General features: G+C 60.9%; 12 protein-coding genes and 1 pseudogene. 4 read left to right on the top strand and 9 right to left on the bottom strand.

Annotation, left to right across the window (positions count from 1 at the left end):
- Positions 1–8: 8 nt before the first annotated feature.
- The 3 genes from IPI80_RS03985 to IPI80_RS03995 all read left to right on the top strand — a co-directional run bounded on the left by IPI80_RS03985 (position 9) and on the right by IPI80_RS03995 (position 3,234).
- Complete coding sequence (locus IPI80_RS03985) at positions 9–674, top strand: N-acetyltransferase family protein (protein WP_413857356.1); 666 nt, start codon at positions 9–11, stop codon at positions 672–674.
- Positions 671–1,594: a carbon-nitrogen hydrolase family protein gene (locus IPI80_RS03990; RefSeq protein ID WP_413857358.1), complete on the top strand. Its 924-nt coding sequence runs from the start codon at positions 671–673 to the stop codon at positions 1,592–1,594. Before IPI80_RS03985 ends, IPI80_RS03990 begins: the two co-directional genes overlap by 4 nt.
- 191 nt (positions 1,595–1,785) lie before the next feature.
- On the top strand, positions 1,786–3,234 hold the full coding sequence (locus IPI80_RS03995) for a catalase (RefSeq protein WP_413857360.1): 1,449 nt from the start codon (positions 1,786–1,788) through the stop codon (positions 3,232–3,234).
- 6 nt (positions 3,235–3,240) lie between these two features.
- Here the strand turns inward: IPI80_RS03995 and IPI80_RS04000 are convergent, their stop codons facing one another.
- The 3 genes from IPI80_RS04000 to IPI80_RS04010 all read right to left on the bottom strand — a co-directional run bounded on the left by IPI80_RS04000 (position 3,241) and on the right by IPI80_RS04010 (position 5,116).
- A complete protein-coding gene (locus IPI80_RS04000; RefSeq protein ID WP_413857363.1) occupies positions 3,241–4,005 on the bottom strand; it encodes a ParA family protein in 765 nt (254 codons plus the stop codon).
- 72 nt (positions 4,006–4,077) lie between these two features.
- Positions 4,078–4,683: a hypothetical protein gene (locus IPI80_RS04005; protein ID WP_413857365.1), complete on the bottom strand. Its 606-nt coding sequence runs from the start codon at positions 4,681–4,683 to the stop codon at positions 4,078–4,080.
- A gap of 100 nt (positions 4,684–4,783) precedes the next feature.
- Positions 4,784–5,116: a hypothetical protein gene (locus tag IPI80_RS04010; protein ID WP_413857367.1), complete on the bottom strand. Its 333-nt coding sequence runs from the start codon at positions 5,114–5,116 to the stop codon at positions 4,784–4,786.
- 217 nt (positions 5,117–5,333) lie between these two features.
- Here IPI80_RS04010 and IPI80_RS04015 point away from each other — a divergent pair, with 217 nt between their 5' ends.
- A complete protein-coding gene (locus IPI80_RS04015; RefSeq protein WP_413857369.1) occupies positions 5,334–6,269 on the top strand; it encodes a LysR family transcriptional regulator in 936 nt (311 codons plus the stop codon).
- A gap of 12 nt (positions 6,270–6,281) precedes the next feature.
- Here IPI80_RS04015 and IPI80_RS04020 read toward each other — a convergent pair whose 3' ends face one another.
- The 6 genes and pseudogenes from IPI80_RS04020 to IPI80_RS04045 all read right to left on the bottom strand — a co-directional run bounded on the left by IPI80_RS04020 (position 6,282) and on the right by IPI80_RS04045 (position 13,159).
- The gene (locus tag IPI80_RS04020) at positions 6,282–7,955 is read right to left on the bottom strand and encodes an NAD(P)-binding protein (protein WP_413857371.1); all 1,674 of its coding nucleotides are present in this window, start codon (positions 7,953–7,955) and stop codon (positions 6,282–6,284) included.
- 12 nt (positions 7,956–7,967) lie between these two features.
- Positions 7,968–8,486, bottom strand: a complete 519-nt coding sequence (gene mobB, locus IPI80_RS04025; protein ID WP_413857373.1) for a molybdopterin-guanine dinucleotide biosynthesis protein B — start codon at positions 8,484–8,486, stop codon at positions 7,968–7,970.
- Between the two features lie 38 nt (positions 8,487–8,524).
- Positions 8,525–10,133: pseudogene (locus IPI80_RS04030) on the bottom strand (polyamine aminopropyltransferase).
- Positions 10,134–10,263: 130 nt separating this feature from the next.
- Positions 10,264–10,482, bottom strand: coding sequence for a DUF350 domain-containing protein (locus IPI80_RS04035; protein WP_413857375.1), 219 nt, complete (start codon positions 10,480–10,482; stop codon positions 10,264–10,266).
- Between the two features lie 24 nt (positions 10,483–10,506).
- Positions 10,507–12,018, bottom strand: coding sequence for a DUF4178 domain-containing protein (locus tag IPI80_RS04040; protein ID WP_413857377.1), 1,512 nt, complete (start codon positions 12,016–12,018; stop codon positions 10,507–10,509).
- A gap of 94 nt (positions 12,019–12,112) precedes the next feature.
- Entirely contained in the window at positions 12,113–13,159 is a 1,047-nt protein-coding gene (locus tag IPI80_RS04045) for an SPFH domain-containing protein (protein ID WP_413857379.1), read from the bottom strand.
- Positions 13,160–13,162 lie beyond the last annotated feature (3 nt).

Genomic DNA, 13,162 nt, shown 5'->3' on the forward strand with positions numbered 1-13,162 from the left:
ATTAGTCCATGCGTACACGTTCAACCACCCACAAAGACATTGACGAATTGCTGCGCTTGCAAAAGGCCGTCTACCCGACGATTGCACCATGGCGGCGCGACCAACTCGCCCAGCAACTAGAGGTGTTCCCCCAGGGACAACTGGTGGCCATCGTGGACGACCGCATTGTGGGTTGCGCCAGCTCCCTGGTGATTCTGTGGGATGAATGGGCTGACGAACACACCTGGAAGGAGATTACCTCAGCGGGTACCTTCGATAACCACAACCCGAACGGCTTCACCCTCTACGGTGCCGAGGTTTTTGTGGACCCCCGCGTGACGGGGCGGGGCATAGGCCATGCACTATACGATGGTCGGCGGGCACTGTGCCGCCAGATGAATTTGCGCCGCATCATCGCCTGTGGTCGGCTGCCGGGCTACCACAAGGTGGCGGCCCAGATGCCCGTTGAGCTCTATGCAAAAAAGGTGCTGTGGGGCGATTTGACCGACCCTGTGCTGAGCTTTCAACTCCGTGAGGGATTTCGCTACTGCGGCATCATGTACGGCTACATCCCGGAAGATGCCGAATCCTGTAGCCATGCCGCACTCATTGTTTGGCTCAACCCAAACCACAATCCTGGTAAACCGACCACCTTGCAAGAGGCGTATGACAAAGAACAGGACATAGAGCTATGACCACGGTCCCTGACCTCAAGAGTGCGCCCGAACACAAGCCCAAAGCCACGGTCGTGCGTATCGCAGCGGTCCAGTACTTGCTGCGTTCCATTGCCGACTGGGATGGTTTTGAAAACCAGGTGCGCTTCGTGATGAAAACAGCTGCCGAATACAAGCCCCAGTTTGTGCTGTTCCCGGAGATCTTCACGACCCAACTCTTGTCGTTTCTGGATACGACAGACCTGTACGCAGCAGTGCGCGGCCTCAATGACTTTACCGAGCGGTATGTGGCCTTGTTCGTTGAGCTGGCCCAGCACCGCAAAGTGCACATCATTGGTGGCAGTCACCCCACCATCACCAATGGCCACATGTACAACACGGCTTATCTGTTTACACCCGAGGGCAAGGTCTTCACCCAAGACAAAATCCACCTGACACGGTGGGAGAAAGAAAAGTGGAAGGGTGATCCCGGCAACATGCTGCGGGTCTTTGACACACCGCACGGCCGTATCGCCATCCTGATTTGCTACGACATTGAGTTTCCGGAACTGGCCCGCAAGGTAAGCGAACAGGGCGCTGACATCATTTTTGTGCCGTCTTGCACTGACGATAAACAAGGCTTTTTGCGGGTGCGGTATTGCTGCCACGCACGAGCCATCGAGAACCAGGTTTACGTCGCCGTCACCGGCACGGTGGGCAACTTGCCGGTCGAAGGCCTTGGCCAACACTTTGGCCAAGCCGCCATCATCACACCGTCTGACTTTGCGTTTGCACGCGACGGCATTGCCGCCGAAGGTGTGCCCAACATGGAACAGGTCGTCGTGGCAGACGTCGACTTGGGCAAACTGGTGAACAACCGCCTCCACGGCACCACCATTCCGCTGTATGACCTGCGCCATGATGTGTATGGCACCACGGCAGAGGTCATCTCGACGACCTAGTGTGCCGTCGTGCCAGCGACAGAACAGTCCGTCGCCGCACCGCGACGTACGCCCCAGCGCGGCGTACCAAGCTGGGTGAATTGAAAATGCCTATCAACAACTTTGCCTAAAGCCCATTGCCCTATTCCTCTGGGTGACCTATCGTGCACCCTTGTAGAGCGTTTCCGTAGATTCACTTCAGGAGGTTTTTCATGAGCACCAAACCCGTTTGTCCCTTCTTGACCACGACTGGCGGCGCGCCGGTTGTCGATAACCAGAACGTCCTCACCGCCGGCCCGCGCGGCCCGCAGTTGTTGCAAGACGTGTGGTTTTTGGAGAAGCTGGCCCACTTCGACCGCGAGGTGATTCCCGAGCGCCGCATGCACGCCAAGGGCTCGGGCGCATATGGCACCTTCACCGTCACCCACGACATCACCCAATACACCCGCGCCAAGCTGTTTTCGCAGATTGGCAAGAAGACCGAGTTGTTCAGCCGCATGTCCACCGTGGCCGGCGAGCGCGGTGCGGCCGATGCGGAGCGCGACATCCGTGGCTTTGCGCTCAAGTTCTACACCGAGGAAGGCAACTGGGATCTGGTGGGCAACAACACGCCGGTGTTCTTCCTGCGCGACCCGCTGAAGTTCCCCGACCTCAACCACGCGGTCAAGCGCGACCCGCGCACCAACCTGCGCAGTGCCAAAAACAACTGGGACTTCTGGACCTTGCTGCCCGAGGCGTTGCACCAAATCACCATCGTCATGAGCGATCGTGGCATTCCGGCCAGCTACCGCCACATGCATGGCTTTGGCTCGCACACCTTCAGCTTCATCAATGCCAAAAACGAGCGCCATTGGGTCAAGTTCCACTGGCGCACGCAGCAGGGCATCAAGAACATGACCGATGCCGAGGCCGCCGCTGCGGTAGCCGACGACCGCGAAACGCACCAGCGCGATCTGTACAACGCCATCGAGCGTGGCGACTGTCCCAAGTGGACGCTTTTCGTGCAGGTCATGCCCGAGAAAGACGCCGAGAAGGTGCCTTACCACCCGTTTGACCTGTCCAAGGTCTGGCCACACGCAGACTACCCGCTGATCGAAGTGGGTGAGATCGAGTTCAACCGCAACCCCGAGAATTACTTTGCCGAGGTGGAGCAGGCTGCGTTCAACCCCGGCGCGGTGGTGCCTGGCATCAGTTTTTCACCCGACAAGATGCTGCAAGGCCGCCTGTTTAGCTATGGCGACGCACAGCGCTACCGCCTGGGCGTGAACCACGCACACATTCCGGTGAACAGCCCGCGCTGCCCGGTGCACAGCTACCACCGTGACGGCGCCATGCGGGTGGACGGCAACTTTGGCAGCACCCTGGGTTACGAGCCCAACAGCGAAAAAGTGTGGCAGGAGCAACCCGACTTCCGTGAGCCTCCGTTGGCCATCAATGGCGCGGCTGACCACTGGAACTTCCGCGAGGACGATGAAGATTACTACGCGCAACCCCGCGCCTTGTTTCGCCTCATGACACCGGCCCAGCAGCAGGTGCTGTTTGACAACACGGCCCGTGGCATGGGTGACGCGCCGGTGGCCATCAAGGAACGGCACATCGCCAACTGCAGCAAGGCCGACCCGGCTTATGGTGCCGGTGTGCGCAAAGCGTTGGGGCTGTAGCGCCTTTTAAGCCAGCGCGTCGTGCAGAGCCACAAACTCCTGCGTGAGTGTATGGCCGGGGTCCAGAAAAATCATCGGCAGCGATTGCTCATGTGATTCGCGGATGCGCACCGATGAGCGCAGGTAGGGCTGCAACACGGGCAGGCCCTCGTCGATCAGCTCTTGCACCATGCGCTGGGGCAGGTTGGCGCGGGCCTGAAACTGGTTGACGATGATGCCTTCAACCTTGAGATCGGCATTGTGGTCAGCCTGGATTTCCTGCACATTTTCCAACAGGGTGTAGAGGGCGCGGCGCGAAAAATCGTCGCAGTCAAATGGAATCAGGCAACCCTGCGCGGCTATCAGCGCGCAGCGGGTATAGAAGTTCAGCGCTGGGGGCGTGTCGATATAGATCTGGTCGTAGTCTTCGGCCAGCAGTTCCAGTGCATCGCGCAGCTTGTAGATTTTGTGGCGCGATTCCAGCTTGCTGTGCAGTTCGTCCAGCAACGGGCTGGATGGCATCACATCCAGGCCTTCCCACTGGGTGTGCACGATGAATTCCTTGGCGCCTTTGTCGCGGATGGTGAACTTCAGGCTTTGCTCAAAAAACTCGGCCACGTTGGGCATGTCTTCGGGCATGTCCGCACCCAGCAGGTAGCGTGTGGAGTTGCCTTGCGAGTCCAGGTCAATCACCAAGGTGCGCAGGCCTTGCCACGCGCTGATGGCCGCCAGGTTACAGGTGATGGTGGACTTGCCTACGCCACCTTTTTGGTTGAACACGACATGCTGCATGGGTTGGGCCTTGGGATGAAATATGAAAAGAGAAAGGCACAAAATGTGCCCGTAAACGAGTGTAGCCGCCGCTCAGCCCGCCACCAGGGCGCAATAGGCCTGGCGTGTAGCGGGCGCTACCGAATCCAGTACCTTGGCATAGGGCGTCTGGTGGCGCAGCACAAGCCGGGCCGAGGCCACGCCTTTGGATTTGCAGTACCAGTGGCAGGTGTGCTGCATCAAAAACATCTCGGCCAACAAGGTGAAGGCTTTGTCTTTGGGGGCGTGGTGTTCGGCATTGGCCACGGCGGCGTTGATGCCGTGGGCATGTACTGCCAGCGCCTTGCGCAAATCAAATGTGTTGCCCGGCAGCAGTTTGCCGGTGTAGAAGATGGACAGTGGCAACGTGCTGACCCGGGTGGCATCGGCGTCAGCGCGTGCAAAATCGGCAACCAAGCGGGTAAATTGTTCGCTCAGGGTCTTCTCGGCCGTGTCCAGCATGCTCCAGATTTGGGACTGACGTTCGGTGTCGGGCTGGCTCAGCGCGCGCATGTAACCGTCGGTCAGCGTTTCCATGAGTTTTTCGATCTGGTAGTGGCCCAGGTGCTGGCTCAACAAGGCCATGCGGCGGCGTTCGTCGCGGCCTTGAAAGTGACGCGCCACAAATACCAGCATCAGCATGAAAAACACGAATTCCATTGCACACCAAAAGACCCTGTTGAACAGGGCTCCAGTGTAGTCATAGGAAACACATAAAAAAACCCGCCACGGGGGCGGGTTTTTGCTGGGGATGCGGCAATTAGCTCAGTTCGCCCATGCGGGGCAAGGTACCCGATTTTTGTGCTTGTTGCAGATCAGCCTTGACTGCGGCACGGCTGAGCACGCTGGGTGCCGACTGGGCGAAGTAGGAGCTGGTTTCCTTGGCGTTCATATGGGCTCGGGCTTGCTGGGTGTTGATGACTTCAGCCTTGACTACGGCGCGGCTGAGCACGCTGGGTGCCGACTGGGCGAAGTAGGAGCTGGTTTGCACGCTGTTCAAACGGGCGCGGGGTGAACTGTCAGCGGCAAAGCTGGCACCGGCGGTCAGGCCCAAAGCGAGGATGAGAGCGGTAGTAGTGGTTGCGTTTTTCATGATGACATTTCCTTCAAAAGTTGATTGACATTTCCGGGCAGGTCTGGGGCCTTTCGTACCCCGGCTTGTCCAGCCTCGGTGAGTCGTCAAAGTAGTTTCGGCTCATCGATGGGTTGAACTGTAGGCCGATTGAACTCAATTAAAAACCACGTAGTCAGTAATTCATCATTCCTCAAAATGGAATAATCAAAACAAAATTACTTTATTCATTGCGTATATGGACCGTCTTTTATCGATGCGGGTGTTTCAAAAAGTGGTGGACGAGGGCGGTTTTGCCGCCGCTGCCCGGGCGCTGGATATGTCACCAGCCGCCGTCACGCGCCTTTTTGGTGACCTGGAACACCACCTGGGCGCGCGCCTGATGCAACGCACCACGCGCAAGCTGGCCCTGACCGAGGCCGGTGAGATGTACCTGCTGCGGGTGCGCGGTATTCTGGGCGAAATCGCCGATGCTGAAGCGGCCGTAGGACACAGCACCCAGGAGCTGCAAGGCACCGTGCACATCCTGGCGTCACCGGTGCTGGCCGCCTATGTTCTTGCACCGCAGGTTGCCAAGTGGCGCCAGCGCTACCCCAAGGTGGCGCTGGAGATTTCGGTGGACCCCTTTCCACACAACCGGGTGGATGAATTTGATGTCACCTTCATGGCCGTGGACGAGGGCTACGACGCCAACGTGGTGGCGCGCCCGCTGGCCACCTCCGATTGGGTTTTATGCGCCGCACCGGCCTACCTGCAACGGGCTGGCACGCCCCTGCAGCCACATGATTTGTCCAGCCACGATTACCTGAAATTTCCCTGGCAGCAAGCGGGCGGCACCACCAACCGGCGCCTGCGCCTGCACCCTGCCAACGGCAAGGGCGAACCGGTGGAGGTGGACGTTCCCGTGGCCCTGCAATCGGTGAGCTTTGACGTGCTGTACCGTGCCGCACTGGATGGTGCCGGCGTGGCCGTGCTGTCGCGTCTGATGGTGGAAAAGCACCTGGCACGGGGCGATCTGGTGCACCTGCTGCCCGACTGGGTTTTTGGCCGACTGACCGTGTTTGCCGCAGTGCCCTCCCGCAAGCTGTTGCCAGCGCGCACCCGTGCCTTCCTGGACTTTCTGAACGATGGCTTGCCCGCCCAAAACAGAGCCTTTGCACCCGGCGCTGGCTGAGCGCTGCCGCCCTCAACTCCCCGCCGCGTGCCCGGCGGTAAACGCTTCCTCAAACACCGAATAACCCGCCCAATCCGCGTGGGCAAAGCGCAACCGCTCCCAGGCCAAAACCGGCCGCGGTGGGTATCGCTCTGATTTCGATAGCGCATTACGTATATTTGACGAGGGCCAGTGGCCTATTTGACCATTCGCTTGTGGCTGAGGAATGGCCATGGCGTGGCCATAGCGGGTAATGTCCATGCGGGTGGCCTTGGCAGCCAAATCCGGGTGGGCAGTCGACAGTTCGGCCACGATGGTGTCGCGCCAGGCCGCCCAGGGCCGATCCAGCAACAAGCGCCGCCCGGCAGTTCCCACCGCAGCGTCGGCAGGGCCCCCAAGCACATCCCCCAGCGCACGGTAGTGGCTGAGCACGGTAGGACCGGGCATGGTCTGCAGACTTTGGTGGGTGGCGTCCACATAGCCCAGGCCATTGCCGTTGCCCGCGCCATAGAGCACGTTGTCCCAGCTTGGGGCCGCGCCGGGGCGGTCGTGCAAGGGCTGGTCGATGTGGATATTGGCCACCAGCCAGGGCGCGTAGGCCAGCTTCTGTGCCACTTGACGCAGAAAATCCGGCGGGTTTTGCACCACGCGCGCGGCCACAAACACGGGCAACGCCACGACCGCCTGCGCGGCGTTCCAGCGCTCCATGCTTTGGGTCGCGGTGTTGTAGGCATCCACTTCCACACCGCTGCGGGTGCTGGCCATGCGCAGCACCACGCGCCCGGTGTGCAGGCGCTCGCCCAGCGGCGCGGCCAAGCGGCGGGCCAACCAGGCGTTGCCTTCGGGCCAAGTGAGCAGGCCTTCGCGCTCGGCGCTCTCGGCACCCGGTGCGTGAAAGCCGTGGCGGCTGGCAAAGTAGTGGATGCCGGCCCAGGCCGAAACGGCGGCCATGCCGGCGCCATAGTCGTCGCGGCAGCAGTAGTCCAGGTACCAGCGCAGGTAGGTGTCGTCAAGACCGTTTTGGTCCAGATACGCTACAAATGTCATAGCTGCCAGTGCAGTCTGCACGAGGGCTACCCGGCCATTTTGCACTGGCATATTCCAGTGCGCCGCATGGCGTGCCTGCTCCACCAGAGCGGCAAAACGGCGATACTGCGCCAGGGTGGATTCACCCACGCCGTGTACCGGCAGCAAACCATCTTGCCATTCACCGTTGAAGTACAGGCGCTCTTGCGGGCTGTGGCACAGGGTGCGCTCGTCATACTGCCAACGGCCTGCCACGCGCGTGCGCAGGCCCAGTTCTTCCAGCAGGTCTTGCACCTCGGGGGCGTCGTCGCCGGGCAGGGGCAGGTAGTGCGCGCCCTGCGGGCAGGCCAGGCCAGTAATCGAACCGGCGCGGCTGTTGCCACCGGCGGTGTCTTCCAGTTCCAGCAGGGCAAAGTCGTCCACGCCGCGCAGGCGCAGCGCGCGCGCGGCGGCCAAGCCGGCCACGCCGCCACCGGCAATCAGCACCTGGGTGGTGAAGGTGCGCGCAGGTGCCGGCCACGCCCGCCCGCTCTTCAAGTTGTCGCGCATCCAGTGGCCGCGCTCAACCTGGATGCCGGTAAAGCCGCCCGTGATGTGGGCGGTATCCCCATCCGCCCGGCACCCACCCAACGTTGCTGCTGCGCCCGCACCGGCAAGACAGAATTGGCGGCGGTCCAGCATGGCGGGGCTTGCTTACAACATTGTCGCGTGCAGCAACACGGCGTCAGCGATTGCGCGGGTGTTGGCCAGATCCAAGCGCAGCGGCGCAGTCTGACCCGCTGGGGGTTCTGGCCACGCATCGGCCGCCTCTGAAGCAATTCCCACGATGCCTGGCCACAGCGGCCACAGCGTGGCACGGCCCACCTCAGAGCGCCACACCTCGATCTTGGGGAAGTTGCCGTCCTTGAAGCCCTCAATCAACACCAGGTCGCAGGGCTGCAGGCGGCCCAACAGATAGTCCAGCGAGGGCTCGGGCGCGCCACGCAGCTCATGCATCAGGGCCCAACGTTCGTGGCCCAGCAAGACCACCTCGCTGCAACCCGCTTCGCGCAGGCGGAATGAGTCTTTGCCAGGGCGGTCAATGTCAATGGCCTTGTGGCTGTGTTTGATGAGCGATACGCTCAGCCCGCGTGATGTCAATTCAGGCACCAGCCGCTCCAGCAGCGTAGTCTTGCCCATGCCGGAGTGACCGGCGATTCCAAAAACTTTCATAGCCGGGGGGGGGGGGGCGGGCGGCGCCCGATTGTTGCCTACTGCGCCACCCGGCCCCACTCTTGCTCGTAGGTGGTGACCAGAACCTGGTTGGAGAGGCGATTCACCTCGGCGGGTACGCGAGCCATATCGATGGGGAAGTCGAACAGCAACGGCAGCGTCTGCAGATTCAAATAGCGCAGGCCAGGTGGCAAGGTGGTAGGCAGATGCCAGGGGCGGTGGCTGGCAATGATGTAGCCCCACTCGCCAAAACTGGGCACGTTCGTGTGGTAGGGCGTGGCGCGCAGCCCAACCGATTCGATGGTGGTCGCCACAGTCCAGAAACTTTGGCGCGCCACCAGGGGCGATGTGGTCTGAATGACCGCATAGCCGCTGGCAGAGAGGCGTTGTGCCAGCAGGGAATAAAAGGAGTTGGTGTAGAGCTTGCCAATCGAGAAATTGGTGGGGTCGGGGAAGTCCACCACAATGACATCAAAAGTATCGAATGCCCCCACGCTCCCCGCTTTGCGTGGTTCGCTGCCCCGAGGGGTCCTTCGCTCCTTGGGGCGGCCCGTCGGAGCTCATGTCCTCGCCGTTTTGCAACCACTGAAAGGCATCGGTGTTGACGATGTGCAGTTTGGGCGAGCGCAAGGACCCGGCGTTGAGCCGCGACATGGCCGGGTCATTGGAAAACAGGCCGGTCATGTTGGGGTCCAGCTCCACCAGAGTTACGCTTTCCACACTGGGGTATTTGAGGATTTCACGCACCGCCATGCCATCGCCACCGCCCAGCACAGCGACCCGGCGCGGCGCGCCAAAGGCCGACATGGCGGGGTGCACCAACGCCTCGTGGTAACGGTATTCATCGCGTTCGGCAAACTGCAGGTTGCCGTTCAGAAACAGCTTGTGGCCCGTGTGGCCGTTGGTGACAACGATGCGCTGGTAGGGCGAGGTGGCCGCCAGCACGATGCGGTCATGGTAGAACTTGTCTTCGGCCAGCGTGGTGATTTGCTCGGCCACCGCAAAGCCGCCAGCCAGCACCGCGGCGGTCAACACGCAGGCCCAGGTGTGGGCAGCCAATTGGCGCAGCTCATGGCGAAACACCCACAGCGTCCAGAACGCCACCGCAGCATTCAGCAAACCAAACAGCAGCCCGGTGCGAATCAGCCCCAGCTGTGGCACCAGCAACAGCGGAAAAGCCACCGAGACGGCCAGTGCGCCTAGGTAGTCAAAGGTCAGCACCTGCGACACCAGTTCTTTGAGCACCACTTCGCGCTTAAGGATACGCATCACCAAGGGAATTTCCAGCCCCACCAGCGTGCCCACCACGCCCACCAAGGCATAGAGCAAGAAGCGAAACGCACCCGGCGTGTACGCATTGGCCAGAAACAACAAGGCGGGCAAAAAACCACCAGCCAACGCCACCAGCAACTCAATGCGCAAAAAATGCGCCGGCAACTGCCGGTCAAAAAAGCGCGACAACCACGAGCCCACGCCCATGGCGAACAGGTAGCAACCAATCACCGTGGAGAACTGCAGGATCGAGTCGCCCAGCACATAGGACGCCAGTGCGCCGGCCGCCAATTCGTAGACCAGGCCACAGGCGGCTACTACGAAGACGCTGGCGAGGAGGGTGACTTCGAGTGGGCGCGGCGCGCGGGTTTTCATCGGTTGTCCGGCCTGCGTGGGCCGTCTGAAAATTCAATTCTCGGGATGCAGAGCAAGGCGCACGGAACGCGGCCAGCCTGTGCATGAAGACGCGCAGCCGCATGCGCCCGAGGATTTGCAGATGTGCCCACTAATGGATTGCAGCTGCCACGATGATGCAGATGCCCAGGCTCATGGCCGCCACCACCAGGGCCAGCGCAACGTTTTGCTTCTCCACAATCTCGCCCCACAGGTCGTAGGGCGTAATCTTGTCGATGATGATGAAGCACAGCCAGAACACCACAATGCCCAGCAGCGCAAACACCAGTGAGGCGACGATAGCGCCGGGTTTCAACATGTCAAAGTCCATTTCATTCTCCTCTAATTGAATCCGTCACTTATGACCACCACCACCTGAAAATCCGCCAAACGAACCACCCGAACTACGCGAACTCGATGACGAAGAACAGTTCTCGACCCGGGGGTCGCAACTGGAGCAGCGGCTCAGCATGGACAACAGAATCAGTATGATGACGAGCACTACAAACATGGTGCCAAAGCCGATGCTCTTGGCGGGGCTGAAGGGCGCTGCATCGTCGCGTTTGAGCAGGTCTTTTTTGTCTTCCAGACCAAACGCCTTGGCCACCACGTCAAAGGCAATCTGGTCGCCACTGGACCACACCAGCTCACTGGGGGTTTTCTCCATCGAAAGCAGACGTTTGCCACTGGCAAAGTCCTTGTTGGACGTTTTTTGTCCGCGCTGCACCACCCAGTAGAACTCGCCGCAGACGTAGTTGGTTTCGGCCTCGTAGCTGTACTTGAGGTCGTAGGTGGTGCCCATATAACTGGCACTGCGCGCGGTGGAGCTGGTCATGGTGGGCGCGCCGGTAGTGGGACGCACCAGGCTCCAACCCTCTTCAGAATCCACCAAAAAGCTAAAACCCCGCTTCTGGTTGTAGAGCAGGTATTCGCTCCAGCCAAATTGCTCGTCGTCGCCAGGCGCCACGCCCGTACGGTGCTGAAAGCCCACCACCTGCCACTGCACGCCCTGAAGCTGGCCCAATGAACCCAGAGGGATCAAGGGCTGCACCGGCTCGTCCTGCGTGGCGGACTTGAGCTCGCCACCGATTCCCTGGCTCAGGTCAATCACGCTGTTGCAACTGCCGCAGGTGATGCTCTTGCTGGTGGCCAGCGCCACCGTAACAGGCGCACCGCAATGCGGGCAGTTGAACTGGCGGCCCTTTTCTTCTTTGGTCGATGCGTCTTTCAGGCCCTTGAGCGCCAGGTCGTCCAGCAGCACCGCCGTGCCCTGCGAAACCGAGGGTGGTGTGCCGGTGTAGTCGATGCTGATGACTTCGCCACTGGCGCTACGCAGCTCCACCACATCAAACGCTTGCCCCAGCGGCGGCAGCTTGGGCAGTTCGCCCTGGGCACTGATGAGCTGTGCCGATACATTGCTGGCTACGGTATAGGGCTTGCCACTGACACTGACCGAACGCCCCACCACGTAGCGGTCGGCCGGTGGCATGTTCATCGACTGGGTATCAGGCTGGGTGAAGACGTAGGCACCGTTGTCCTCAGCCAGCCAGCCGTTGGTGCCGTCGTCAAAGAAAGCGTTCCACTCGGCCCAGGTACCGTCTGTAGTCTTGTATTGCAGTCGCCCGATCAGCGTGAAGGGGCGCTTGTTATAGGTGCCGGTGGCAAAAAGCTGCAACGGGCTGTGGTCGTCAAACAGCTCGGCCATCTTGCCGATACGCGACAGCACATCACCCTGGCGTACCACGGTGCTCTGGCAAAATCCGCACACCGCATGGGTGGATTGCGCCGAACGAAACTCCACCGGCGCGCCGCAACCGGGGCATGGCGCCGTGTAGGAGCGTTGGGCTGCAGAATTCTCGTGAGCCACAGAGGTAGGGGCGTTAGGGGTTTATGCGCAGGTAAAGGAGGAGCCCGAAGGGCGGGGGACACGGAGCATAAGCCCCTGACGCCCCGGACTGCGCCTACGCCAGCTTCTTTAGTAGCTCGGCCTTTTTGGCCGCAAACTCCTCATCGGTGAGGATGCCCTTGGCCTTGAGTTCACCCAGCTTTTCCAGCGTGGCCAGCACATCATCGGGCTTGAGCGTGGCTGCCGCTTGCACAGCCGCCGCCTGGGCCGACGCCGCAGCATTGCCTTGCAAGCCCGAGGCCAGGTTTTGCGCCAGCACCTGGCCCAGTGCCACACCGGCGCCAAGCCCCATGGCGTCACCCGCAATGCCGCCTCCGCCACCACCGCCTTCGGCAAATTTGGGAATGGCCTGCGCGGTTTGGTACTGCATGAACTTGCCCATGTCGTTGCCAACCATGCCCATGCCGATCTTCTGGTCCAAAATTTTCTGTAGCTCTTCGGGCAAGGACACGCTTTGCACCGTCATGCTTTCCAACTTGATGCCCAGTTTGGCCATCTCGGGTTCCAGCTGGGTGGTAAGGGCCTTGGCAAACTCGATCTGGTTGGACGCCAGGTCCAGAAAGGGAATGCCGCTGGCCGCAATGGCGTTGCTGATGTTCTGCAATACCAGGCCGCGCAGCTGGCCGTCCAGATCGGCCGCCGGGTACACATCGCGCGTGCCCGAGATTTCGGTGTGGAACAGCTTGGGGTCGGCAATGCGGTAGGCGTAGTTGCCAAAGGCGCGCAGGCGCACGGCGCCAAAGTCCTTGTCGCGGATGGTGATGGGCTGGGGCGTGCCCCACTTCTGGTCGATTTGTTGGCGTGTGCTGAAGAAGTACACATCGCTCTTGAAGGGGGACTCGAACAGCTTGTCCCAGTTCTTCAGGTAGGTCAGAACCGGCAGGGTCTGGGTGGTGAGCTTGTGGGTGCCGGGGCCAAAGACGTCGGCCACCTTGCCTTCGTTGACGAACACCGCCATTTGCGATTCGCGTACCACCAGTTGGCCGCCGTTCTGGATTTCCATGTCGGCCATGGGAAAACGCCAGGCCAGGGTACCGTCGCCAGCTTCGGTCCACTGGATAATGTCTATGAACTGTTTACGAATGAAATCCATCAGGGCCATGGT

The sequence above is a fragment of the Candidatus Aalborgicola defluviihabitans genome, assembly GCF_016705985.1.
GTDB lineage: Bacteria > Pseudomonadota > Gammaproteobacteria > Burkholderiales > Burkholderiaceae_C > Allorhodoferax > Allorhodoferax defluviihabitans.

Coding starts and splice junctions, on each gene's coding strand:
- IPI80_RS03985 (WP_413857356.1), top strand. CDS start 9: ATGCGTACACGTTCAACCACCCACAAAGACATTGACGAATTGCTGCGC.
- IPI80_RS03990 (WP_413857358.1), top strand. CDS start 671: ATGACCACGGTCCCTGACCTCAAGAGTGCGCCCGAACACAAGCCCAAA.
- IPI80_RS03995 (WP_413857360.1), top strand. CDS start 1,786: ATGAGCACCAAACCCGTTTGTCCCTTCTTGACCACGACTGGCGGCGCG.
- IPI80_RS04000 (WP_413857363.1), bottom strand. CDS start 4,005: ATGCAGCATGTCGTGTTCAACCAAAAAGGTGGCGTAGGCAAGTCCACC.
- IPI80_RS04005 (WP_413857365.1), bottom strand. CDS start 4,683: ATGGAATTCGTGTTTTTCATGCTGATGCTGGTATTTGTGGCGCGTCAC.
- IPI80_RS04010 (WP_413857367.1), bottom strand. CDS start 5,116: ATGAAAAACGCAACCACTACTACCGCTCTCATCCTCGCTTTGGGCCTG.
- IPI80_RS04015 (WP_413857369.1), top strand. CDS start 5,334: ATGGACCGTCTTTTATCGATGCGGGTGTTTCAAAAAGTGGTGGACGAG.
- IPI80_RS04020 (WP_413857371.1), bottom strand. CDS start 7,955: ATGCTGGACCGCCGCCAATTCTGTCTTGCCGGTGCGGGCGCAGCAGCA.
- mobB (WP_413857373.1), bottom strand. CDS start 8,486: ATGAAAGTTTTTGGAATCGCCGGTCACTCCGGCATGGGCAAGACTACG.
- IPI80_RS04035 (WP_413857375.1), bottom strand. CDS start 10,482: ATGGACTTTGACATGTTGAAACCCGGCGCTATCGTCGCCTCACTGGTG.
- IPI80_RS04045 (WP_413857379.1), bottom strand. CDS start 13,159: ATGGCCCTGATGGATTTCATTCGTAAACAGTTCATAGACATTATCCAG.